Origin of the sequence: Asinibacterium sp. OR53 (genome assembly GCF_000515315.1) — a bacterium.
Classification (GTDB): Bacteria; Bacteroidota; Bacteroidia; order Chitinophagales; family Chitinophagaceae; genus Sediminibacterium.
Genome location: NZ_KI911562.1, coordinates 911,402 through 935,144 on the forward strand (window position 1 = coordinate 911,402; position 23,743 = coordinate 935,144).

The following is a 23,743-nucleotide window of genomic DNA, read 5'->3' on the forward strand; positions in this document are numbered from 1 at the left end:
CCAATCGTTAGCTTTGCTGACTAAACGATTGGTATGTCAAAACTGGAAAATTACATCCTGGGCAAATGGATACCCGGCGATGGAGATGGTCAGCCCTTGTTCAATGCGGTTACCGGCGAACAAATAGCATCGGCTACAACTAACGGAATTGACATGGCCGCCGCGCTGCAATATGCCAGAACAGTTGGCAATCCTGCGCTCCGCAAAATGACCTTTCATGAACGCGGACTGATGCTGCGCGCACTGGCGCTGCACTTGCGTAACCATCTCGATTCATTTTACCAGTTGAGTTACAAGACCGGCGCTACCAAGGCCGATAGCTGGGTAGATATTGAAGGAGGCATCGGCAACCTGTTTGCTTACGCTTCGCTCCGCCGCAAATTTCCCGATCAGCCTTATTGTCTCGATGGAGAATATCACTCGCTGGGAAAAGCCAATACTTTCATGGGGCACCACTTACTGCTTCCAAAAGAAGGAGTGGCCGTACATATCAATGCTTTCAATTTCCCCGTCTGGGGCATGCTCGAAAAAATTGCGGTCAACCTGCTGGCAGGCGTACCGGCTATCGTAAAACCAGCTACCATTACTTCATTTCTTACAGAAGCAGTCGTAAAAGAGATCGCCTTATCGGGCATTTTACCCAATGGCGCTTTGCAATTGCTTTGCGGCAGCGCCGGCGATCTGCTCAATCACGTGAATGAGCAGGATGTGATCACATTTACCGGGTCGGCCAGCACAGGGCAGTTGCTCAAATCCAATCCGCATATCCTGGCATCCAATGTTCCTTTTACCATGGAAGCAGATTCGCTGAATTGTATTGTATTGGGTGAAGACGTAACGCCGGATATGCCCGAGTGGGATATTTTCATCAAGGAAGTACGCAGGGAAATGACCACCAAGAGCGGACAAAAATGCACAGCCATCCGGCGCATCTTTGTTCCGCAGAATAAACTGGAAGACGTACACCTTTCGCTGGGAAAAGCCCTTGCACAAACCACCATCGGCAACCCGTTGAATGAGAAAGTGCGGATGGGATCACTGGCCGGGGAAGCGCAGCGGCAGGAAGTAAAAGCACAGGTACAAAAACTGCTGGCTTCTTCCCAGCTCATTTATGGCTCGCTCGACAGTGTAGAGCTGATCGATGCCGACAATACCAAAGGCGCTTTTATGAGCCCTTTATTACTACTCAACGAACAGCCTTTCAATAACAAGGCAGTTCATGAAGTGGAAGCATTCGGGCCAGTATCCACGCTAATGCCTTATCAATCTATCGATGACGCCGTAGCACTCGCAAAGCTGGGTAAAGGTTCGCTGGTAAGCACCATCGTTACCGCCAGCCAGGAGCTGGCAAGGAAATATGTGTTGGGCGCCGGCACCTGGCACGGGCGTATGTTGATACTCAATAACGATTGCGCCAGGGAAAACACGGGACATGGATCGCCCCTGCCCCTGTTAGTGCATGGCGGTCCGGGCAGGGCTGGTGGCGGAGAAGAGATGGGCGGTATGCGTGGCGTAAAACATTATATGCAACGCCTGGCCATCCAGGGCTCACCCGATATGATCACTGCTGTAAGCCATGTTTACCAGCCCGGCGCAAAGGGCCGCACACCCGCTGTTCATCCTTTCCAGCTGTATTTTGAAGAACTACAGGTAGGCGATCAGCTGGTAACCGGGAAAAGACTCATTACAGCCGAAGACATCGACCATTTTGCCAACCTCAGCGGCGATCATTTTTATGCCCACCTCAAAGACACCGATTTTACCGGTACCATGTTCGAAAAACAGGTGGCGCACGGCTATCTTATCATGAGCATTGCAGCCGGACTTTTCGTAGACAGCTATCGTAAAAACCCGGTATTGCTCAATTATGGTATCGACGAATTGCGCTTTACCAAACCGGTTTACCCCGGGGCGGAAATTTATGTGCGTTTTACCTGTAAGGAAAAAACTGTACAGGAAAAGAAAACGGAAGAAGACATACCTAAAGGGATTGTTAAATGGTATGTAGAGATATTCGACGAAACCGATGAACCCGTTGGTGTAGCCACCATCCTTACCATGGTAAAGAAAAAGTATTAAGCATACTTTAAACAAAAATGAAGCAGCGTTGTTGTCCATAATTGTAAATTTGGTAAGAGACCCCGCGCGCAGTTCCTGTAAAAAGATGTTTTATGATAGAAGAGTTCAAAGAAGGCTATGTTAAAGTAGAAAGAGAACATGGCATCGCCACCATCGAATTTTACCACCCGCAAAGAAATTCACTGCCAGGCATGATGCTGGAAGCCCTTGCCAAAGACATACACAGTGAAGGACTGAACAAGAATACCAAAGTGATCATCCTACGCTCCGGGGGCGACCGTGTTTTTTGTTCCGGCGCTTCTTTCGACGAACTGGCTGCGATCAAAAATGAAGAACAGGGATACAAGTTCTTCTACGGATTTGCACAGGTCATCAACGCCATGCGAAAAGCGCCCCAGTTCATCATTGCCCGCATTCAGGGTAAATGTGTAGGGGGAGGCGTTGGATTGGCTGCCGCCGCAGATTATGCCATTGCCGTAGATGGTTCAGATGTAAAACTGAGCGAACTGGCTATTGGCATCGGACCCTTTGTAGTTGGTCCGGCCGTAGAAAGAAAAGTAGGTGTTTCTGCTTTTTCGCAACTCGCTATCGATGCCGGTATGTGGCGCCCCGCCGATTGGGCACGCCGCAAAGGATTATTCGCAGAAGTGCATAGCGATGTGGCTGGTATGGACGACTCCATCACCAGGCTTTCCGACTCGCTGACCCATTCTAATCCTGAAGCCATGCGCGAACTGAAACAGAATTTCTGGAAAGGTACCGAGCATTGGGATGAACTGCTCAAAGAACGGGCAAAGATCAGTGGCCGATTGATATTAAGCGATTACAGCAAAAACTATATTGCCAAATTCAAAGAAAAGCAGCTATCCTAGGATAGCTGCTTTTTATCTTATTGAAGATCATCGTATTCATATAAAGGATCCAGGGGTGTGTTGGCCCTCATTTCAAATACCGGGTTGATGATCCCGTCTTTCAGTCCATATACCCAGCCATGCAAATCAGGCCGCTGTTCTTTCTTCCAGGCCCTTTGTATGATGGATGTTTTGGCCAGGTGCATTACCTGCTCTACCACATTGAGCTCTACCAGCCTGTCGAACTTGCTTTCTTCATTGTTGATACTATCTAATTCATCGCGGTGAATGCGGTATACATCTTTGATATTGCGTATCCACATATTAAGCACCTGTTTGAAATCGTGGTTACTCAGCGCAGCTTTCACCCCGCCGCAACCATAGTGACCGCAAACGATCACGTGCTTCACTTTGAGGTGTTCCACAGCATACTCCAGTACGCTCAGCAGGTTCACATCGGTATGGATGACCATATTGGCCACATTGCGGTGAACGAAGATCTCTCCCGGCTGTGTATTGGTAATCTCATTCGCAGGAACGCGACTGTCGCTACAGCCGATCCACAGGAATTCCGGTGTTTGTATATGCGCCAGCCTGTCGAAATACGCAGGGTCGTCTTCTACTTTTTCTTTTGCCCAGGCTTTGTTCTCCAGTAATAACTTCTGATATGTTTCCATTATGATTTGGTTTGAGGTTCATTAAATAAAAAGTGCATGGATTTGTTCGGGCTCTTCCTGATCTCTACCCTGACCTTTTTAAGGTGTGCATGCAACAGGAAATTGTTCACTTCTTCAATCACATCTTTATCAATATAATCGGCACGTGTTGTATCAATTAATACATACGCATTCCGGGGAACGTCTTCCAGTTTTTTCTTCACAATCGGTTTATTCAGGAATGATACATCTTTCCTGAAACGGATCAGGTAATGACTATTGTTATTCACCACAAATACCGACGACCGGAAATTACTGCGCAACATAAAGAACAGCCCTACAGCAATCCCAATCAGTATACCTATTAAAAGATCTGTCAGCAATATCGCGGCGATGGTTACCACAAACGGCACAAATTGATCCCAGCCCTTCCGGTAGAAATCCCTGAACAAAGTTAACTTCGCCAGCTTATATCCTGTAAAAATAAGTATAGCAGCCAATGCGCTCAGGGGTATTTTATTCAACAATGCTGGAATCAACATCACACACAACAACAGCAATATCCCATGCAGGATGGCGGATGCTTTTGTTTTTGCACCGGCTGAAAGGTTGGCCGAGCTCCTTACTACAACCGAAGTCAGCGGCAGTCCGCCCAATAAACCCGATACCATATTCCCAATACCCTGGGCCTTGAGTTCCCGGTTGGTGGGCGTTACCCTTTTCAGTGGATCCAGTTTGTCTACCGCCTCTATTCCCAGCAAAGTTTCGAGGCTGGCTACAATGGCGATTGTTGCTGCAGACACCCATACATCGGGATTGTTTAAAAAACGAATATCCGGAAAAGTGAAAAAGGAAAAGAAAGCCTCAACATTTTCAGCAACCGGTAGGGCAACCAGTTGTTTGGCTTGCAACGCATACGCCGGGTGGATAGCCTTATAATACTCATGGATAATGACTGCCGCCAGTACCACTACCAACGGCGCCGGTATTTGCTTCAGCATTTTCCTCGACTTGATGAACCTGGTTTCCCAGGCCGCCAGGATACCTAGCGATATGAGTCCGATTACCACAGCAGTTGGTGTGATATCATTATCATATCCCACGAGGTGTGGAAATTGTTTCAGAATCAGGATCAGGCCAATAGCGGCCAGCATGCCTTTGATTACGGAATTGGGAACATAGTCGCCAATAACCCCGGCTCTTGCAAAGCCCAATATCAATTGTATCAGGCCCGCCAGCACTACGGCCAACAAAAAAGCTTCATATACCTGAAGCTTCAAAATAGCTGTTGCCACTATAACGGTCAGGCCGGCAGCAGGACCGCTTATGCTCAATTGTGAGCCGCTCAACATCCCTATTACAATACCTCCTGCCACGCCTGCTGTGATGCCGGAGAACAGGGGAGCGCCCGATCCCAGTGCAATGCCCAGGCAAAGCGGAAGCGCTACCAATACAACAACGATCGATGCACGCAGGTCGGCGCCCGCATGCTTCATATATTTTTTCATGCCACTTAAGATTAAATAAAAGAATAGTTACTGCAATTGATCAATCAACCACAGTAATTGGGAGGCGGCACGAGAATATCTGTCGCGTAATTCAATGGAATAGCATCGGCTTCTGCCGGTTGCAGTTTATGCAGATAAATGATGGAAGCTTGGATGCAAACAACAGGAGGAGTAACAAAATCGGAATCGGCCTTTTTCATAATGCTTTTGGCGGCATCTACTGAGTGCGGGATCTCTTCATTGAACTGGTTACTGAACAACATCCTACCCATTTGTTGAACGGGCAACATTTGTACAGAAAGAACCAGTACCAAAAAAATATTGATGATCTTTTTTCCCATCTCCTGGCGCGAAAATAGATACGGCTGCCTTAACCAGCAACCGTATCCAATGCTTTAACAATAATCTTAACCTAAATATGACCGTTCTTTTACAGTTTAAATATTCAAACCGCCGCAGGCGCTCAATACCTGTCCGGTAATATAAGAAGACATATCGCTTGACAGGAACAAAGTAGTATCGGCAATCTCTTCAGCTTTACCAAACCGTCCCAGCGGGATTTTCTTTAAGAATTCCGTTGCACCATCGCCGTCTTTCAGGTAATGGGTCATATCGGTTTCAATAAAACCGGGAGCGATCGCATTGCAGCGTACATTGCGGCTACCCAGTTCCAGTGCAACAGATTTGGTGAAGCCGATGATGCCGGCTTTGCTCGCTGCATAGCTCGACTGGCCTGCATTTCCGCGAACGCCTACGATGGAACTCATATTGATGATGCTTCCTTTTTTGGCTTTCATCATCGGGCGTATCACTTGCTTGGTCATGTTAAACACACTTTTCAGGTTGATGTCCATCACTTCATCCCATTGTTCGGCGCTCATGCGCAGCAAGAGGTTGTCTTTGGAGATACCGGCATTGTTCACACAAACATCTACCGTACCAAATTCCTTCACTACATCATTTACGAAAGTCTCGCAGGAAGCAAAATCACCCGCATTGCTTTGATATGCTTTGGCATTCACACCCAATCCTTTCAACTGGGTTTCCAATGCTTTGGCCTTTTCGGCGCTGCTGTCGCTGATATAGGTGAACGCGATATGACTGCCGTGTTCAGCCAGTTTGAGGGCGATAGCCGCTCCAATACCCCGGGCTGCTCCGGTAACGATCGATACTTTTCCTTCGAGTAGTTTCATAGATGTCGTTTGTGCGGCAAATTTAATGAGGAATGAGATATAGTGGAGGTTACTGGTATTGCAACATCAGCAATTTGATCTCGTCTATATACTTGCGGTCATTACTCAGGCGAGGTACTTTATGCTGACCGCCCAGTTTGCCCTTGCTCTTAAGCCATTCATGGAAGATGCCTTTTTCCATGATATGCAGTTGCGGCATGGTAAGGGCCATGTCTTTATAGCGCTTGGCCTCATAATCGCTGTTCAGCGATTTCAATGCGCAGTCCAGCTCATAAGCGAACTGTTCGATGCAGGCGGGTTTTTCTTCAAATTCAATGAGCCACTCGTGTGCACCTTTGCTCTCATCACCAAAATAAACAGGCGCTGCGGTATAATCGTTCACTACTGTTCCTGTTTTCTCACAGGCCATCGCAATAGCCCTGTCGGTATTATCCGCTATCACTTCTTCCCCGAATGCATTGATGTATTGTTTGAGCCGGCCACTCACTTTGATTCGGAAAGGGTATGTGGTGGTGAACTGTACCGTATCACCAACCAGGTAGCGCCAGAGTCCGCCATTGGTGCTGATCACCAATGCATAATTTTTACCAATCTCTACATCTTTCAAGCCAATCGTTACCGGGTTGGGTTTACCGTATTCTTCTACCGGCATGAACTCATAAAAAATACCGTGGTTCAAAAACAAGAGCAGGCCTTCTTCTTCCGGGTTATCCTGCGCAGCAAAAAAACCTTCACTGGCATTGTACATTTCCAGGTAAGTACAGCCATCACCGATCAGTTTTTTAAACTGCTCGCGGTAAGGCAGGAAAGAAACACCTCCATGGATATACAACTCCATCGTTGGCCATACTTCTTTGAGATTCGATTTACCCGTGATCTCCAATATGCGTTTTATGAGCACAAGGGTCCAGGTAGGTACTCCTGAAATAGAGGTAACCGTTTCGGGAATCGTAGACTGTGCCAGCCTTTCTATTTTCTGTTCCCATTCATCCATCAATGCAATAGAAAGTTCCGGCGTGCGTATCCAGTTGGCCCAGATGGGCGTATTCTGCAACAGTACAGCGCTCAGGTCGCCATAATGCACTTCTTCATTGATCTTGCTGATCTGGTGGCTACCGCCGATGACCAGACCTTTACCCGTCAGCAGATCACTTTCGTTGTTATAATTGTAATAAAGGGTGAGTACATCTTTGGCTCCCTGGTAATGGCAGTCTTCCAAACTTTCATTGGTAATGGGAATGAATTTACTCTTATCACTCGTAGTACCGCTGCTCTTGGCAAACCAGTTCACCGGGGTATTCCATAACAGGTTTTCCTCCCCGTTCATCAACCGATCGATATAAGGTTTCAGGTCGTTGTATTCATGAATGGGTATGTGCTCCTTGAATTTCTTAATATTGAATAATTCCTTGAAACCATAACGGCGGCCGAACTCGGTATTCTGACCATGGGTAACGAGGTCCTGCAATACCTCCCGCTGAGAGGCAATAGGATCGACCATCCATTGCTCTATGCGCCAGTGTCTGAACCGGGCCAGTCGGGATATAGCGGGGCTGAGGATTTTCATACGGGATCAACAGCAAAATAAGGAATGAAACTGATAACTCAAACTCCTTCCTTGCCCATTTCAATGATCCAGTCTTTCCTCCTGAGTTCAAAATTGGTTCCCAGGTACAACCTGCGAACCTGTTCATTATCAGCCAGTTCCTCTGCTGTGCCGTGTTTGAAGATCTTTCCTTCGATCAAAAGGTAGGCCCGGTCGCAGATAGAGAGTGTTTCATTTACGTTGTGGTCGGTAATAAGGATACCGATGTTTTTATACTTGAGGCGGGCTACCACACTTTGTATATCTTCTACAGCGATAGGATCCACACCCGCAAAAGGTTCATCGAGCAAAATGAATTTGGGGTCAACAGCCAGCGCCCTGGCAATCTCGGTCCTGCGCCGCTCGCCACCACTGAGGCTGTCGCCATTATTCTTGCGCACATGGTGCAGGTTGAATTCGTCCAGCAAAGTTTCCAGCTTATGATGGCGTTCCTCTTTGTTGAGGTCTGTCATTTCCAATACCGACATGATATTGTCTTCCACACTCAGCTTGCGAAACACACTGGCTTCCTGGGGCAGGTAACCAATACCCATCTGGGCCCGTTTGTACATGGGCAGTTTGGTAATATCTTCTTCATTCAGGAACACAGCGCCTTCGTCGGGCTTGATCAGTCCTACCACCATATAAAAAGTGGTGGTCTTTCCGGCGCCGTTGGGGCCCAGTAACCCTACGATTTCGCCCTGCTTCACATCTATGCTCACATGATTCACTACTGTGCGGCCTTTATAGCTTTTCAGTAGTTGCCTGGTATGGATGGTTAAATTCACCGTTAGAATATTTGAACAAAAGTAATATTGTTGTTTCGAGAATATCGACTCGTTTCGTTAATTCTTGCCGTTTGCCTTTACATTTGTGCATATTTCGATTTTAGCATGAAAGTAACCGAGCATCTGCAGCAAGCACAGAATACCCTGATCAGTTTTGAGGTTTTACCTCCTTTGAAAGGAAAAACCATTGCATCCCTTTACGATCATTTAGACCCCTTGATGGAATTCAAGCCCTCCTGGATCAACGTAACCTACCATCGCAGCGAGACCATGTTCAAGAAAAAAGCCGATGGTACTTTTGAAAAAGTAGATGTTCGCAAACGCCCGGGAACAGTAGGTATTTGCGCGGCCATTATGAACCATTACCAAATAGATGCCGTTCCGCATATTATCTGCGGCGGGTTTACCAAAAGGGAAACCGAAGACGCATTGATCGATCTCGACTTCCTGGGTATCGACAACGTACTGGTATTACGTGGAGATGCTGCCAAAAATGAAGCATCTTTTGAACCGGAAACCGGAGGCAATATATATGCACTCGACCTGTTGAAACAGGTATGCAATATGAACCATGGTGTTTATCTCGATGAAGACATCAAGAACGGAGGTAAAACCAGTTTCTGCATGGGCGTAGCTGGTTACCCCGAAAAGCATTTCGAAGCGCCCAACCTGGAAATAGACCTGCAACGGCTGAAACAAAAAGTAGACGCCGGTGCAGAATACATCATGACACAGATGTTCTTCGATAACCAGAAATTCTTCGACTTTGTAAAAGCCTGTCGCGATATGGGTATTACGGTACCTATCATACCGGGACTGAAACCCATCACCAATAAAAAGCAGTTATCGGTTCTGCCGCGCATTTTCCATGTTGATCTTCCCACTGATTTGTCCAATGAGCTCATGAAATGCAAAACAGATGCAGAATGCGAGCAGGTAGGTACAGAATGGCTGATCCACCAAAGTAAGGAACTGAAAAAGTTCGGTGTGCCCGTGTTGCATTATTATACACTGGGCAAACCCAAAGTGATCTGGAATGTTGTAAAAGAAATCAGCTAAGGTCTGTTACCACTTGAATCCGTAAGCAACGCGCAATGCCAGTTGCTTGGTATTGTTTGAAATGGTAAAGTCTTCATACTTCACGCTCAGGTCGAGATGGTTGCCAATAATGGTTCCTACCGATGGTGAATACACAAAAGAGAATTTGTTATCGGTAGACTGTGTACTGTAAGCAGCACCCGCCTCTCCGGATACATATAACGCGGGCATGAGAAAAGCTTTCACACCCGCTTTCAATGGAATGAAACCATAACTAATGTCGGCAGGCGCCACACCTGTTGGCTTTTGCATGTCGAATGTTCTGCTGAAAAAGTGGGTATAACCGGTGGTCAATATCCATGAAACGTTTTTTGCAAAGCGTTGCTGTAAACGCAGGTCGGCCCCCAATGTAAATCCTGTCTTGTCTCCCAAAGACATCCCGGGGCTTACACTCACACCCAGCCTTAACGGGTTGGTGCTTTGCGTTTGCGCCTTCCCAACATACCCAGCAAATAGCAATACTGCTGCCAATACAATTTTTGATTTCATAATGGTAGGTTTTCCGTTTACGACCCAAACATCATGCCATCAGAGTAAATCTGGTATATCGATTACAATGCTATATGTTAAAAAAGGATCTGTTCTTTTTTTGAAAGCCTGAGCAGTTTTGATTCCAGGTTGTTTATTTTTTTGCCCTGTTCTATACTGTTTCGTGTATTAATACCTACCGAATCTTCCTTAAGTTTTTTATTACTGATGGTCTACGGGCTCCATGGATAACACCAAGGATAATAATTTCAATATCAGTAATCTTGTAGATAATAATCCAGGAATAACAGACAGCCTGACGGTACATTTTAGATTTTGTTGGTAGTTCGCGGCACTCCTTAAAAGCCAGCGGGTTCCGTTCTATTCTATCAATGGTTTGAAATAGGGCGTCGCCGACTTTAATAGCATTGAGTGGAGATTGGTCAACAAAGGCAATGTAGCCAGTTACTTCATTGATATTCTGAAAAGCTTGCGAGCTAATCCTTACTTCCCGAGGCCGTGAAGTAGTCGCTTTCGACGATGTCCCCATTCGGATTTCGCAGTTTTAAGGCTAATTGTTGGAGTTGCTTCTGCATTGGCAATCCACTGTTTAAATGCAGCCATGCTCACCGGCGTTCCAGGTAATGATAAAGAATCATCAACCTCATCGCTGGCAATGATTTTAATCGCTTTCTTTTTTGCTAATTGCTGCAAAGTCAGAAGAGCGCGTGTATCTGATATTTCCAGTGTAAGCGTATGCATATTTTGATTATAACCGGTTTACTGTAAAAATACAACTATTGGGACATTTCTTAATAAGTATAAATACCTCATTTTCGACTATATTGTCATATACCAAACATTTCTTAACCGTCCATTTAAAGTTTTGTTTTTCCCGGTTTATATTAATTCCCAGATACCTTTAACTCTGCACCAACCATTTTTGTAGCAAACTTTTCTGTTTGACCGAATAATCGCTCGCCTATCGCTTCAGCTGGATTTATATTTTGAAAGCCTGAGCACTTTTGAGAATGTTACACAGCAGGTGCAATGAAAAGCCGGGTGTAGGCGCTTGCATCCGCTGCAAAAGACTCAGACTGTCTATTTGTTTTTGTGTCATGATGTTTGTTTTTGGGTGATGAAATGTTCGGGCCCTTCAATGGTGATCCATACCGTTTTGCTTGCACCCAGCACCGGACTTACTAGGTTCATGAGTGCATGGAAAGCTCTTCTCGATTGTTCACCCCTGCCTTCCCCCGTAAGAATACTTACGGGGGCGATACAACCTTTCAGTTGGCGGGCTGCATCGTTGGCAGGATGAACAAGGATCAAAGACCTGTTGGGAACATTCAGCAGCAGCAAGTGCCTGTTGTGCCTTTCACTGCGGCGGATCACCACCCTGTACCGGCGTTCGGGGATACAGGAGCGGTTGCGCTGGTTATCTTTCCAGGGTAATTCTATGGTGTAACAGATGATGCTTCCGGAAGCAGTCTGCAACACGCCATTGGTTCCACCCGGCAGATAAATACGCTTTAATTGCAATTCCATGGTTCTATCCCCCATAGACTACTGAAACAATATCACTGGCAAAACCAGTTTCCTGGAATCCATCGTAATAGTAAGCCATGTACTCTCTTGTTTCAGGCTTACCCGTTTGGGCCAGCGGGGTGTAATCGAGGTAGGGAGAGCTTTTTGCCACATCCAGCTCCTGCCACTCCAGTTCGCCTTTGAGTCTGCTGTACAGGCTGATGCCCGGCATGCCTTGCTTATTAAAGCTCAGGCTTACATAACCGTCATACGCAGTACCTACGAGTGTAGGCTTCAGCGAATTTTCATCCACCAAACGGTTCGATGCAACAATACCCAGCTCTTTTCCTGCGTTCAGTGTGTAAGCAGGCAGGGTCTTGATGCGGGTGATGACCGTGCGGATTAATTGCAAACTGTTTTGTTTTGCCAGTTCTTTGGCTGAGGCAGCTTCTTTCAATTCTACCTTTTTGAGGTCGACCTTATTGATATGATCGATGATGACTTGCGCGGCCGCCTGTTGTTCTGCTACTTCAGCAGCCGTTAAGCCCAGGCCCGTACCCAGCAGGCCCATTTTTTCTTTATACGTACTCACCCAGATGGTTAAGTGTCCTTCTGTTTTAGGTAAGTATGGTGCAAATACTTTCATAAAAAATGTTTTTAAGTTTTTAAAAAATTAGTTTCCATTTTTTGCCTGCTGCAGACAGGCCCGCTAGCGGTTTGTTAACGAGAACAAAGCTATAAAGCCAACCTATTGCTTTACCCTTGCGACCCTTGCGCAACCCTCCCTAACACTCTGGTTTACAGATCACATTATTTTTAAAATTCTATGAAAGAGGGGCAAAAAATGCCTGAATCAGAGATTACCCTTCTCAATTTCATTGGGGCGATTCATCATTTTTGCCTCTGCGGGTGAAGTGTTAGCGTTGTACGATCAGTGGACAGCTGCGCTGCCTGTTCATCACCTGCATGTGATCGTCCAGTTCCTCTTATTGTCTTCAAGACTCTCCATGACGGTAGGTATAGCCCTCCCGTACAGCGCACTGAGGCGTTGGTGGTTCATGTGGCATTACCGGAGGTTACACAAAAAATCCTGAATGTAGGACTGACAGGCGAGTTCCGTCTGAAGGCAGAAACCATCGGACGTCAGACGGATATGATCCGCCTTAAGGTGGACGCGGTCTGACTGGAGACGGATAAGATCTGTCTGAAGATAGATGACGCCGGACATCAGACAGATATGATCCGCCTTAAGGTGGACGCGGTCTGACTGGAGACGGATAAGATCTGTCTGAAGATAGATGACGCCGGACGTCAGACAGATATGATCCGCCTTGAAGCGGATACGATCTGACTGGAGACGGATGAGTTTCGTCTGAAGGTAGATCACATCTGTCTGGAGGCGGACGAGCTCCGTCTCAAGGAAGAAGCCGTCAGACATGACCTGCCAGCTGTCAGATGAAATATTGACTACTTCATGTCAGGGGAATCTCGATTACAACGCTATATGTTAAAAAGGCCCGCAATTTTTTGCGGGCCTTTTATATCGTATCTCTATTGATTTTTATTCTGCTTCAGCAACAACTTCTTTCACTTCAGGAATCATGCGCTTCATCATGCCTTCAATACCGGCCTTGAGCGTGATCATGGAAGAAGGGCATCCGCTACAACTTCCCTGCAGCATCAGGTTCACCACACCATCGTTGTAGCTTTTGAATTGTATCGCACCACCATCCATCTCAACAGCGGGCTTCACATAATTTTCCAACAACTCTTTTACACGCTTTACTACATCATCGTCATCGGCGCTTACTGCATTGCTGGCTTCGTGTTTTACTTTGGCCACCTCCTCTTCGTTCACTACTACGCCGCCGTTCTCCAGGTATTCTTTCAGGAATGTTTTGATGGTAGGTATGATATCCTGCCACTCTTCCGTATCGGTTGTTTTAGTAAGCGTTACAAAATTGCTGGCAATGAAAACACTTTTAATGAAAGGAAAACTGAACAGCTCTTTCGCCAGGGGAGAGGGAGCTGCTTGTGACTCATCTGCAAAATCAATGCTCTTGCCCGGGTACAACAATTTGTTGGCCACAAACTTCATGGTTTCGGGGTTGGGCGTCATTTCAGTATAGATACTGATCACCGGGTTGCCTGTCTTAATCATACACTTCAATTTTATGGTGTGCAGGGAGCTTATCGAAGTACAAAAATAAACAAAAACCGCGGCTTCGCTGAGGCTGCGGCTCGCGGAAATCAATGTACATGCCTTTTTTTCGCAAATCGTAAGCTCTTACACGCTTATTGCTGTGGCAAAATGCATATATGAAAACAGAAAAAATGTAAACTGTTGAGCGATATTACAGGCGTATACCAGCGCTAACCGTTACGTAAAACATGTTCTGTCCGCGCTCTGTAAGGTCGGGTCTTCCGGCTACCGTTGCCAGGTTCTGCGGCATCACATAGGCGGGAATAACAGCCGCATTGAATTTACCCACTACCAGCACAACGGGTATAGAAGCCTCGTAAGACAGGATGTTGAACTGGGTAACATGTTCTGTTACGTTTTGCTGGGAAACGGGAAATCCTAAAACATTTTCTTTCTGCAGGTAGGTATTGCTGAATTGTTGCGTGCCTGCATAGGCATAAACAGAAGGGTCTATTGCGATGGCTGAATTCTTCATCAGGCCCTTTGTAATGATGAAGAGATGGTCAAGCCCGAAAGTGGCGCCAACGTCTGTTTTGTCGCTGAACTTCAAATCACCTCCAACATTGATGTTGAGTATTTTGTTGGTGTACGCCAGGTTGATCCCGGTCTGCGATTTCAGCGCCGATTGCACCAATGTACTCTTGTCTTTATAAAGGAACTGGGTATAAAAAATATTCCCGGAAAAATGATCTGACTGAGGAAAGCGGTAACCACCTTCTACGGTAGCACCTGTGTAAGTTGCCGGCTGGGCACTGTTCTGAACAAATATGAAGTTTCCTTGCGCATACAAGCCGCTCTTGTGGCGGAAGCCAATGGTAGGAAAAATACCACTGCTCTTCAAACTATCTGTCCGGCCAAAATAATGTAAATAAGACTGGTAATTGATCGCAGCATTGAATTCGTTCTTGGGTGCTTGCTTGTTACCGGCCGTTCCCTCTTGTGCCTCGGAAAATACCGGTAAGCTTATTGCTATCAACCATAACCATTTCGTGATAATTCCTTTCATACCTGTCTGATTTATTATATCATTCTAATCCCAGCCAACAACTTACGTATGGTGCTTTTAAAAAAGGATACTGGAGTTTAAATGTGCTGTCTACAGCACTATATATGAATATAAAAAATTACTGCTTATCGCCTGCTTTCACTTTTCCATGTGCTTTCACTTCTGTGCTTGCGCTCACTTCAGGTTTAGCTTTTGATGCCTTCTCTTTTGCTTCTTTCATTTCATGGTGAGCGGCTGCTTTTGCCCTGTCGGCTTTTGCTTTCACTTTTGCATTGGCTTCATCTGCATCTTCTTTCATGTCTTTCGCTTTGCCTCTTGCATCCACATTCGCATCTCCATGTACTTCAGACTCTGACCTTTCAGATGCCCTTACCTGTCCTTTGTCTTCACCACCGGCATTGGAATTGGCATTTGCTTTTGCCCTAACTTTTACATGGTGGTCTTTATCCTGGTCCTGGCCTTGTGCATTGTCGGCATCTCCATGTACTTCAGATTCTGACCTTTCAGCTGCTCTTACCTGTCCTTTATCTTCACCACCTGCATTGGAATTCACATTTGTTTTTGCGTTAACGCCTACTCCCGCATTTAACTGTGTATTGCTTTGTACTTTGGAGGCGGTATTAACGGTGGTATTAACTGCTGCATTCGTAGCGTGTGTAGCAGCGGCAGACGCTTTTGCGGCGGCATTGGTGCTTGCATTCACTGCATTGCTGGTAGCCGCTGATGTACGGGCTGCTACCTGGCTTGCCGCACTTGCTGCCTTTGAAGCATTTACTGTAGCATTGGTAGTTGTTTTAAGTCCTGCCGCAACCTGGGCCTGCGCCGCATTGAAAAATAACACTACTGCCAGTGCTGCTGAAGACTTGATAATGGTTTTCATGTTGAGTTGAGATTTTGTTTTACAATCTGATTTTAAAAAAACATTTCAAGTTCCGTGCCAATCTGTTCATCTCCAGATAAATCTTTTGATAACTGGTTGTATATAAGTTGTTTATGTTATGCTAATGGTAAAACGTACCTTGTAATTCATGTTATCGATCCCGCCTTACCAACTGCGCAGTATCGGGGACCATGCCCTGCTCATCGACTTCGGTCAATGCATCGATGAACATATCCACCAATGGGTCATGGCCATCTACGACTATTTTCAGCAGGAACCGCTTGCCGGACTGCTCGATTGTATTCCGGCATACAGCAGTATCGCATTTGTTTATGATTTGGTGTTTTGGCGGAACAAAACAGGCAACTCAACTGTTGTTGATTACCTGGGCAGGATCATCCTCGAAAGGCTCTCCCATGTACAACTGTCCGCCCGCCGGAAAATAAACAGGGTGGATGTTCCCGTCTGCTACGATCCTACCCTGGGCATCGATATCATCAACCTGGCTGCTGCTCATGGATTAACAGTTGAACAGGTGATCAACATGCACGCTTCAAAATCTTACCACGTATATATGCTGGGATTTCTTCCCGGCTTTGCATATATGGGTAAGGTAGATCCCCGCATCGCCACTGAACGGTTACAACAACCCAGAACCCTTGTAAAAGCAGGTAGTGTAGGTATTGCAGGCGAACAGACCGGCATCTACCCGGTTGATTCGCCGGGGGGGTGGCAACTGATCGGACAAACACCTTTGCGGGTATTTGATCCGCGCAAAAAAGATCCCTGCTTTTTCGCACCGGGCGATGAAGTGCTATTTTATCCCATTACCCTTTCCGAGTTTCAAAAAATGAAAGCGCATGAGTCTGCACATCGTTAAAAAAGGCATACTCGACAGCATACAGGATGCGGGGCATTATGGCCGGCAACACCTGGGTATTGGCCCGGGCGGGGTGATGGATTTTATCGCTTTCCGCACAGCCAACGCACTCGTAGGAAACAGCAAGGGTGAAGCCGTACTGGAAATGCATTTCCCCGGTCCTGTTATCCATTTTACAGCAGATTGTTTGATTGCACTGAGCGGCGCCGATTTTGGCGCCGTCATCGACGAGGTAGACATCAACATCAACCAGCCACTGGTAGTCAATAAAGGTTCCATACTTCGCTTTCAACAAAAAAGAAACGGTGCGCGTTGCTATCTGGCGGTCAGGGGCGGACTGAATAATGAATTGTTCCCTTATCATTTTTCCGGTGAAAATGAAGTGGTGGCTTTACCCTGGAAAGCCGATCTATACGGACTCTACAACAATGACCGCATTCGATTCGTTCAGGGTTCTTTTTTTTGTCAACTCTCCGAATCGAGCCGGCAGCATTTCTGCAACAGCCCTTTCAGCATCACAACCCAAAGCAACCGTATGGGTTACCGGTTGAAAGGAGAAGCTTTGCAATTAACAGAAAAGCAGGAGCTGGTTTCCGCTGCCGTAACAAAAGGCACCATCCAGTTATTGCCCAATGGTCAGCTCATTGTGCTGATGGCCGATCACCAGACCATTGGCGGATATCCTTGTATCGGTCACGTGATCAGCGCCGATATTCCTTCACTCGCACAGTCAGATAATGGCCAGGCGCTTGCTTTTGAATCCGTTTCCATTGCCGAAGCAGAAACGCTGCGACTCCACCAGGAGCAACATTTGCAACAACTGCAATATTCCTGTACCTTCCGTATGCAAGAATATTTTTCATTGTAATGATGACCATCGACCTCAATTGCGACATGGGCGAAGGTATGCCGCATGATGCCGGACTGATGCCTTTTATCAGCAGCGCCAATATTGCCTGCGGCTATCATGCCGGCAATGCCGATACCATGAAACGCACTGTTGAACTGGCTTTGCAGCATGGGGTGGCCATCGGCGCCCACCCGGGTTTCAAAGACGCGGCTAATTTCGGCAGGAACGAAATGCATTTACCCGAACAGGCGTTGTACGAATTGGTAAGCGAACAGTTAATGCTGTTGAATCGAATAGCCTGGAATTTGGGAGCCCAGCTGCATCATGTGAAGCCGCACGGCGCACTTTACAATATGGCGGCCAAAGATCTATCCATGGCTGAAACCATTGCAAACGCTGTTAAAATGGTGGATGCCTCCCTGGTATTATACGGACTCAGTGGTAGTAACCTCATTTCGGCAGCACGTGCGGCAGGATTGAAAACAGCGAGTGAAGTGTTTGCCGATCGCAGCTACCAGGACGATGGAAGCCTTACACCCAGGAGCCGTTCCGGCGCTATGATCAAATCAGAAGAGGAGGCGGCAGCACAAGTGCTGCAGATGGTGCGGCAACAAACCGTTACCAGCGTGAACCGCAAACCCGTTACCATCCTGGCAGAAACCATTTGCATACACGGCGATGGTGAGCACGCCGTTTCCTTTGCAAAACATATTCATCAAGCGTTAGAACAAAACAACATTGAGATCCGGAAAATTTAAACCCACTTTATTCAGCGGTGTTGGCCTGGGCGCGGCATTTCTCATGGCCAACTCTTCTATCGGACCTGGTTTCCTTACCCAAACAACTGTTTTCACGCAGCAGTTGTTGTACAGTTTTGGTTTTGTGATATTGGTCTCTTTATTACTCGACATCGGCGCGCAACTGAATACCTGGCGCATCCTTACCATTAGTGAATTAAGGGCGCAGGACCTGGCCAACAGGTTGCTTCCCGGCCTCGGCTATTTGTTGTCTGTGCTGGTGATACTGGGAGGCTTCGCCTTTAACATCGGCAATATTGCCGGATGCGGACTCGGCGTTAACGTGCTCACCGGGCTTTCTTTTCAACAGGGCGCTATCATTAGTTGCGTGGCTGCATTGGTGCTTTTTTGGATACGCGAGATAGGAAAAATGCTCGATCATTTTACCAAGATCGTTGGGTCTATTAAAATACTACTCACCCTTTTCATTGCCTTCAGTGCGCATCCGCCGTTACTGCAAGCGATTCACCGTACTTTCATTCCCGAAACCATCAGCTCACAGGCCATTGTAACCATTGTGGGTGGTACAGTGGGCGGTTATATCACATTCTCCGGCGCACACCGGCTGCTCGATGCCGGTATCAAAGGGAAAGAAAGCATGCAGGAAGTGAACCGCAGTGCAATGAGCGGTATCATTATATCAGGACTCATGCGTTTCATTCTCTTTCTCGCTACAGTGGGTGTATTGGTACATGGTGCGGTACTTGATCACGATAATCCTCCTGCAGGTGTGTTCCGTTTTGCAGCAGGCGAATTCGGTTACCGGGTATTCGGTGTGGTGTTGTGGAGCGCCGCTATTTCTTCCGTCATTGGCGCTGCATATACTTCTGTTTCTTTCATGAAAACCTTTCACCCTTTGCTGGCAAAATATGAACGCCTTTGTATTTCCATTTTTATCCTGTTGTCAACTGCTGTGTTTGTTTTCATCGGTAAGCCCAGGCAGTTATTGCTTTTTGCCGGAGCTATCAACGGGTTCATTCTCCCACTCGCACTCGCCGTTATATTAATAGCTGTTACAAGAAAACGGTTGATGAACGGGTACCATCACCCCCTTTGGATGCAGGCAGCGGGCTGGATTGTAGTATTAGCCATGGGGTGGATGAGTGTTGATGCTTTTATCAGTTGGGTCAGGTAAACTTTCTAACTTCGTACCACCAGCTATGAAAACATTATTGGTCATCCGGCACGCAAAAAGCAGTTGGGATAATATTTCCCAGGACGATTTCGACAGGCCCCTCAACAGCAGGGGTCACCACGATGCGCCGGAAATGGCCCGGCGGCTGCTGGCAAAACAATTGCAAATAGACACATTCATTTCCAGTACTGCCGTTCGCGCTTTTACCACAGCTACCTATTTTGCAAAAGCTTATCGCTTATCCGAGAAGAAGATCATCGCTGTTCCGGAATTGTACCATGCATCCGTTGCTGTTCTCTTCCGTACCATTTCACAGATCGATAATCATTATCAGTCTGCCGCCATTTTTTCTCATAACCCCGGTATCACTGCATTCGTTAATGAACTCTGTTCGGTGAAGATCGACAACATGCCTACCTGCGGCATTTTTGCCGTAGAAGCCGATACCTTACACTGGAAGGATTTTGAATGGGCCGAAAAATCTTTTTTGTTTTTCGATTATCCCAAACTTTAGCTGCGCTTTCTGTTTACGAGGTATACACCCGCAAAGATCAATGCGGTTGCTGCTGCTTTTATCAATGTAAAATGATCTCCCAGAAAAAGTGTAGAAACAATAGCCGCAAAAACAGGTTGTGTATAAATATAACTTCCGGTGGCAGAAGGTCCGATGATAGAAAGTGCATACACGCTCAGCAAATAGCCGAGAAATGTACCGGCTACCGCTACAAAGCCCAATGCCAGCCAGTGACTTGCGTGAAATGCCTGCCAGTCGGTATGTATAAACGGGCCCCATCCTATGGGTAAAATAGCGATGGCACCGATGGTGAGTACCCATCGGGTAACATGCAGTGCGCTATAAGATTGCATCAACGGTCTTGCCAATACCAGGTAGAAAGCATAAGCGATGGCAGCAGTCAGCGCCAACAGATCGCCTACTATATTATTTGTATTGCTGCCGGCATCCCGGATCATGATCAGTATCGTAGCGCCACCGATACCACAGGCAAGTCCTGCTAACCTGGTTGCATTCATTTTTTCTTTCAACAGCCATACAGCAAAGATGCTGATAAAAATAGGTGTGCCCAGGGAAAGCATAGCGCCATGAAAAGAAGAAGTCATGGAAAGGCCCTTGATCAAACAAACCTGGTTCAATGCAATGCCTGTGAGTCCGCACAGAATAAAACGGAGAATATCTTTTTTCTGAATGCCGGCGGCGGTACCGGGCTTCATGAGAAACAATGACCAGAAAAGCGAAACACTTACCAACACCCTTACCACATTTACCGCAAGGGGTTGTATATAAGACGGTGTAACGTATTTGATAATGGCATAATTAATACCGAAAATAAAATTGGCTCCCAATCCGGCCAGGTGCGCTTTGGTGTTTTTGGTCATCTCTCCGGTAAAATTAACCCCTTGATTGATTTAAAGAACGGTTTTCAACAGCTCTGGCAGATCTTTTTCGCAGAACCTGTGCAATACCGGCCATTGATAAGGAAAAGCTGCCGATGCACGGAGCGCGTTTGGCAGACGGAAACCTGTTTGCTTTTCGCTGTAGGCATATTGCTTCTTTTTGAGCAGCCCGGCCAGGTATTCCTGTTCTGTTTGACCAGGTGTGGGAATCAGTATCGATTTTTTTTGCAAGACCATCAGTTCCATAATGGTAGTATAGCCGCTCCTGCATATAATCACGTCGCTTTGCAATATAGCAGCCTGCAATGCAGTAGTAGACAAATGGTTTTCTATCCTCACGCCATTGATCGGCGCCAATTTTTCATCGTTGCCCGGTTTTCCACGAACCAACAGCGTTTCGCCGCCGAGTGCTGTCAGACCCGGCAAGACCTGTTGTTCCAGCAGGCTGCGCTGAGGTTCGGGGCCCGACAAAAGAATGCAGCGATCATACCTGTGTTCTGTCTCCACCGGCTCAAAGCGGGTAAGCAGGCCAATATAATGAACCGGTATCCGGGGCAGTTGGCGGGGATGGGATAAACTGCCACTTACATTGTTCTCCGAAGCATCATCCGGCACCCAGCAAACTTTGAACCGTTCAATATAATGGTAGTTGATCTTTTGTATCAGGGATTCCAGCCAATTATAAGGCGCTTTGATCTGCAATTGGTGCGTCATGAAAACGCAGGGTATACGATTACTGTAAAGGCCATACCGGTTATCAGCTATCACCAGGTCTATCGCATGTGTTTCAACCACGTGTTCCAACCACCGGTGTTCCCGGGCAATGGTTTGCAATAATCCCGGTAGTTGCGCCAACAGTTTAAATGGCAACCAGCTCTTTTTCCTGCTATATCGTACACGATAGCCTTTGAGTGGGAGCATCGTCAGTTCCGGGAATTCCTTCTCCAACAGCACCCTTTGCGCGCCTTCCGCTGCTATGAACACCTTAAAACCCTGCTTCTTCAACGCATCAATGATGGGTATGCAACGGGTAGCATGTCCCAGACCCCAATCGAGCGGGGCCACTAAAACCCGTTGTATGTTAAAAGTTCCCGGCACGCAGTCCGATTTGATTTATTTTAAACTGTAAAGTAGTAATTTAGATGTCAGATTATGCAAAGGAAAATAAACCGGTTATTTATTTTACTGTTATTGATAACAGTGATGGGCTCATGCGGTGTTTTCAGCAAAAACAAGAAACCCGCATTTTGTGGTTGCCCTTCCGCACACAGGTAATTATAGTGAGTAATGAAAAGCGCCAACAGAGATATCCTTGTCCTGACCAATCAGTCGCACCTCAGCCGGCATGAACTGGAGTTGCACGTTGCACAATTGAACGCGCTTTTATATCATGTAGAAAGCTGGAATAATTTCTGCACTGCCAATGAGATCATTGATGTCAATCATCGTCGCATCCTTTGCAAACCACACCTGATTCAAAAAGCTATCCGCGATACCATTGCTGTTGATAAACCCTTTGTGTTCATACACAACAAAAACTGAGCTTACTTCAGCACAGCGAGGGCCCTTTCCAGTTTTTCAAACACTTCTCCTATTTCTTCTTTTTTACAGGTTCCTACGCTCAGGCGATACCAGGGACTGTCGGCTCCTGCACCAAATGCAGAAAAAGGAACCACCGCCAATTTGGCTTCGTGCAGTATATAAGAAGTAACGTCTGACTGTTTTTGTAAAACAGCACCCGCAGCTGTTGTTTTACCTGTAAGGTCTATTTTAACGGTAAGATAGATAGCGGCCTGAGGTGCAACAGCATCCACAGCATATCCTTTTTCTTTCAGTGCAATGAATCCTGCATATATTTTTTGAAGCCGTTCATTGATCTCTGCTTTAAAATGAGCGAGGTAATGATCGATGGCTTCTTTCTCTCCCAGGAATTTCGCAACAGCGTTTTGCTCGGGCATGGGCGCCCATGCGCCAAGGTGACTCAGGATCGCTTTCATCTTAGCAATAACCGAAGCGGGTCCCATAGACCAGCCCACACGCACACCTGTTGCCGCAAAGGCTTTTGAAATACCATCTACAAAAACAGTATACGCTTTCATTTCGGGCCTGAGCGTTATAGGGTTGTAATGCCGGGTGTTACCAAAGGTGAGAGTCCAATACATCTGGTCGAACATCAGGTACAATTTCTTTTCTCCCGCAGCTCTTTGTTTGTTTTCTTCCAGCACCAAATCGCAGATCTCTTCCAGCGCCGTTTTAGTAAGGGTGGTACCGGTAGGGTTCTGCGGGGTGCAAATGCAAAGCAGCGCTGCACCTTTGATATGGGGTTTGATATCAGCCGCAGTGGGCATGAAATCATTCTCGGGATGGCATTCGATCACACAATGCTCGCCGGCCGTCATGTGGGCATAGTGGTTGTTATTCCAGGAAGGAACACCATAGATCACTTTATCGCCTTTGTCTACAATCGCCCTGAAGATGGTATAGATCAATGGCCTGCCGCCGGAAGCTACCTGTATTTCCTGCTCGGTATAATCAAGCCCTTCACGTTCTTTCAAAAACAAACTCACCGCCCTGCGCAGGTCCAGTATCCCTTCCGCTGCCGGATAGTTGGTGTAGTGCTCCTTGTAACAGCGGATGATCTCTGCTTCCAACGCTGCCGGAATGGGAAAGATAGCCGGGTCGAAATCCCCGATGGTAAAATTGTAAATTTTTTCGCCTGCCCTGATCCTTTCGCTGATGGCATTGCCCAGCTTCACGATCTCACTGCCGATGAGTGTCTCTGCAAGGTGGCTCAGTTTCGGTTGATTCATACGTATCATTTAAAAT

General features: G+C 46.7%; 26 protein-coding genes. 9 read left to right on the forward strand and 17 right to left on the reverse strand.

What is annotated here, in order from left to right; genetic code table 11:
* Positions 1-33 precede the first annotated feature (33 nt).
* Together paaZ and SEDOR53_RS0103970 are read left to right on the forward strand one after the other, a co-directional pair.
* On the forward strand, positions 34-2,079 hold the full coding sequence (paaZ, locus tag SEDOR53_RS0103965; RefSeq protein ID WP_026768549.1) for a phenylacetic acid degradation bifunctional protein PaaZ: 2,046 nt from the start codon (positions 34-36) through the stop codon (positions 2,077-2,079).
* Positions 2,080-2,171: 92 nt separating this feature from the next.
* Complete coding sequence (locus SEDOR53_RS0103970; protein ID WP_026768550.1) at positions 2,172-2,951, forward strand: enoyl-CoA hydratase/isomerase family protein; 780 nt, start codon at positions 2,172-2,174, stop codon at positions 2,949-2,951.
* 17 nt (positions 2,952-2,968) lie between these two features.
* On the opposite strand, the gene SEDOR53_RS0103975 is transcribed toward SEDOR53_RS0103970, so the two are convergent.
* From SEDOR53_RS0103975 to lptB, 6 genes are all read right to left on the reverse strand, one after another.
* On the reverse strand, positions 2,969-3,607 hold the full coding sequence (locus SEDOR53_RS0103975) for a carbonic anhydrase (RefSeq protein WP_026768551.1): 639 nt from the start codon (positions 3,605-3,607) through the stop codon (positions 2,969-2,971).
* Positions 3,607-5,094, reverse strand: coding sequence for a SulP family inorganic anion transporter (locus SEDOR53_RS0103980; protein WP_026768552.1), 1,488 nt, complete (start codon positions 5,092-5,094; stop codon positions 3,607-3,609). Before SEDOR53_RS0103980 ends, SEDOR53_RS0103975 begins: the two co-directional genes overlap by 1 nt.
* A gap of 44 nt (positions 5,095-5,138) precedes the next feature.
* Complete coding sequence (locus tag SEDOR53_RS0103985) at positions 5,139-5,435, reverse strand: hypothetical protein (protein ID WP_026768553.1); 297 nt, start codon at positions 5,433-5,435, stop codon at positions 5,139-5,141.
* A 96-nt stretch (positions 5,436-5,531) separates the two neighbouring features.
* Positions 5,532-6,287 carry a 3-oxoacyl-[acyl-carrier-protein] reductase gene (gene fabG / locus SEDOR53_RS0103990; protein ID WP_026768554.1) on the reverse strand — a complete coding sequence of 252 codons (756 nt, stop codon included), beginning with the start codon at positions 6,285-6,287 and terminating at the stop codon, positions 5,532-5,534.
* 49 nt (positions 6,288-6,336) lie between these two features.
* Positions 6,337-7,854: a GH3 auxin-responsive promoter family protein gene (locus SEDOR53_RS0103995; RefSeq protein WP_026768555.1), complete on the reverse strand. Its 1,518-nt coding sequence runs from the start codon at positions 7,852-7,854 to the stop codon at positions 6,337-6,339.
* Between the two features lie 38 nt (positions 7,855-7,892).
* Positions 7,893-8,660, reverse strand: coding sequence for an LPS export ABC transporter ATP-binding protein (gene lptB, locus SEDOR53_RS0104000; RefSeq protein WP_026768556.1), 768 nt, complete (start codon positions 8,658-8,660; stop codon positions 7,893-7,895).
* A 105-nt stretch (positions 8,661-8,765) separates the two neighbouring features.
* Between lptB and metF the strand changes: the two genes are divergently transcribed.
* Positions 8,766-9,719 carry a methylenetetrahydrofolate reductase [NAD(P)H] gene (gene metF, locus SEDOR53_RS0104005; RefSeq protein WP_026768557.1) on the forward strand — a complete coding sequence of 318 codons (954 nt, stop codon included), beginning with the start codon at positions 8,766-8,768 and terminating at the stop codon, positions 9,717-9,719.
* Positions 9,720-9,725: 6 nt separating this feature from the next.
* Here the strand turns inward: metF and SEDOR53_RS0104010 are convergent, their stop codons facing one another.
* The 8 genes from SEDOR53_RS0104010 to SEDOR53_RS0104050 all read right to left on the reverse strand — a co-directional run bounded on the left by SEDOR53_RS0104010 (position 9,726) and on the right by SEDOR53_RS0104050 (position 15,842).
* A complete protein-coding gene (locus SEDOR53_RS0104010) occupies positions 9,726-10,247 on the reverse strand; it encodes a hypothetical protein (RefSeq protein WP_026768558.1) in 522 nt (173 codons plus the stop codon).
* A 175-nt stretch (positions 10,248-10,422) separates the two neighbouring features.
* Positions 10,423-10,776 carry a type II toxin-antitoxin system RelE/ParE family toxin gene (locus SEDOR53_RS19440; protein ID WP_084220335.1) on the reverse strand — a complete coding sequence of 118 codons (354 nt, stop codon included), beginning with the start codon at positions 10,774-10,776 and terminating at the stop codon, positions 10,423-10,425.
* Entirely contained in the window at positions 10,731-10,988 is a 258-nt protein-coding gene (locus SEDOR53_RS19010; RefSeq protein WP_026768559.1) for a hypothetical protein, read from the reverse strand. The genes SEDOR53_RS19440 and SEDOR53_RS19010 overlap by 46 nt, the downstream gene beginning before the upstream one ends.
* A gap of 354 nt (positions 10,989-11,342) precedes the next feature.
* On the reverse strand, positions 11,343-11,789 hold the full coding sequence (locus SEDOR53_RS17090; RefSeq protein WP_198018784.1) for a DUF5675 family protein: 447 nt from the start codon (positions 11,787-11,789) through the stop codon (positions 11,343-11,345).
* Positions 11,779-12,399 (reverse strand): hypothetical protein, encoded by a 621-nt coding sequence (locus tag SEDOR53_RS0104030; protein ID WP_026768560.1) that lies wholly within the window; start codon positions 12,397-12,399, stop codon positions 11,779-11,781. Before SEDOR53_RS0104030 ends, SEDOR53_RS17090 begins: the two co-directional genes overlap by 11 nt.
* 915 nt (positions 12,400-13,314) lie before the next feature.
* A complete protein-coding gene (locus SEDOR53_RS0104040) occupies positions 13,315-13,914 on the reverse strand; it encodes a NifU family protein (protein WP_026768562.1) in 600 nt (199 codons plus the stop codon).
* 193 nt (positions 13,915-14,107) lie between these two features.
* Positions 14,108-14,962: a hypothetical protein gene (locus tag SEDOR53_RS0104045; RefSeq protein ID WP_051416485.1), complete on the reverse strand. Its 855-nt coding sequence runs from the start codon at positions 14,960-14,962 to the stop codon at positions 14,108-14,110.
* 118 nt (positions 14,963-15,080) lie between these two features.
* Positions 15,081-15,842: a hypothetical protein gene (locus SEDOR53_RS0104050; protein ID WP_026768564.1), complete on the reverse strand. Its 762-nt coding sequence runs from the start codon at positions 15,840-15,842 to the stop codon at positions 15,081-15,083.
* A gap of 148 nt (positions 15,843-15,990) precedes the next feature.
* On the opposite strand from SEDOR53_RS0104050, the gene pxpB reads away from it, so the two are divergent.
* From pxpB to SEDOR53_RS0104075, 5 genes are read left to right on the forward strand one after another with little or no spacing between them, the layout of a single operon-like run.
* Positions 15,991-16,722, forward strand: a complete 732-nt coding sequence (gene pxpB / locus SEDOR53_RS0104055) for a 5-oxoprolinase subunit PxpB (protein WP_037360518.1) — start codon at positions 15,991-15,993, stop codon at positions 16,720-16,722.
* Positions 16,703-17,590, forward strand: a complete 888-nt coding sequence (locus SEDOR53_RS0104060; RefSeq protein ID WP_026768566.1) for a biotin-dependent carboxyltransferase family protein — start codon at positions 16,703-16,705, stop codon at positions 17,588-17,590. Before pxpB ends, SEDOR53_RS0104060 begins: the two co-directional genes overlap by 20 nt.
* Complete coding sequence (locus tag SEDOR53_RS0104065) at positions 17,590-18,330, forward strand: 5-oxoprolinase subunit PxpA (RefSeq protein ID WP_026768567.1); 741 nt, start codon at positions 17,590-17,592, stop codon at positions 18,328-18,330. Before SEDOR53_RS0104060 ends, SEDOR53_RS0104065 begins: the two co-directional genes overlap by 1 nt.
* A complete protein-coding gene (locus SEDOR53_RS0104070; RefSeq protein ID WP_037360520.1) occupies positions 18,311-19,504 on the forward strand; it encodes an NRAMP family divalent metal transporter in 1,194 nt (397 codons plus the stop codon). The genes SEDOR53_RS0104065 and SEDOR53_RS0104070 overlap by 20 nt, the downstream gene beginning before the upstream one ends.
* A 25-nt stretch (positions 19,505-19,529) precedes the next feature.
* Positions 19,530-20,018, forward strand: coding sequence for a histidine phosphatase family protein (locus SEDOR53_RS0104075; RefSeq protein ID WP_026768569.1), 489 nt, complete (start codon positions 19,530-19,532; stop codon positions 20,016-20,018).
* On the opposite strand, the gene SEDOR53_RS0104080 is transcribed toward SEDOR53_RS0104075, so the two are convergent.
* Positions 20,015-20,899 (reverse strand): DMT family transporter, encoded by an 885-nt coding sequence (locus tag SEDOR53_RS0104080; RefSeq protein WP_026768570.1) that lies wholly within the window; start codon positions 20,897-20,899, stop codon positions 20,015-20,017. The genes SEDOR53_RS0104075 and SEDOR53_RS0104080 overlap by 4 nt on opposite strands.
* A 30-nt stretch (positions 20,900-20,929) precedes the next feature.
* Positions 20,930-22,015, reverse strand: a complete 1,086-nt coding sequence (locus SEDOR53_RS17095) for a glycosyltransferase (RefSeq protein WP_051416486.1) — start codon at positions 22,013-22,015, stop codon at positions 20,930-20,932.
* Positions 22,016-22,204: 189 nt separating this feature from the next.
* Between SEDOR53_RS17095 and SEDOR53_RS0104090 the strand changes: the two genes are divergently transcribed.
* On the forward strand, positions 22,205-22,459 hold the full coding sequence (locus tag SEDOR53_RS0104090; protein WP_026768571.1) for a hypothetical protein: 255 nt from the start codon (positions 22,205-22,207) through the stop codon (positions 22,457-22,459).
* Between the two features lie 2 nt (positions 22,460-22,461).
* On the opposite strand, the gene SEDOR53_RS0104095 is transcribed toward SEDOR53_RS0104090, so the two are convergent.
* Positions 22,462-23,727 carry a pyridoxal phosphate-dependent aminotransferase gene (locus tag SEDOR53_RS0104095; RefSeq protein ID WP_026768572.1) on the reverse strand — a complete coding sequence of 422 codons (1,266 nt, stop codon included), beginning with the start codon at positions 23,725-23,727 and terminating at the stop codon, positions 22,462-22,464.
* Positions 23,728-23,743: the final 16 nt, after the last annotated feature.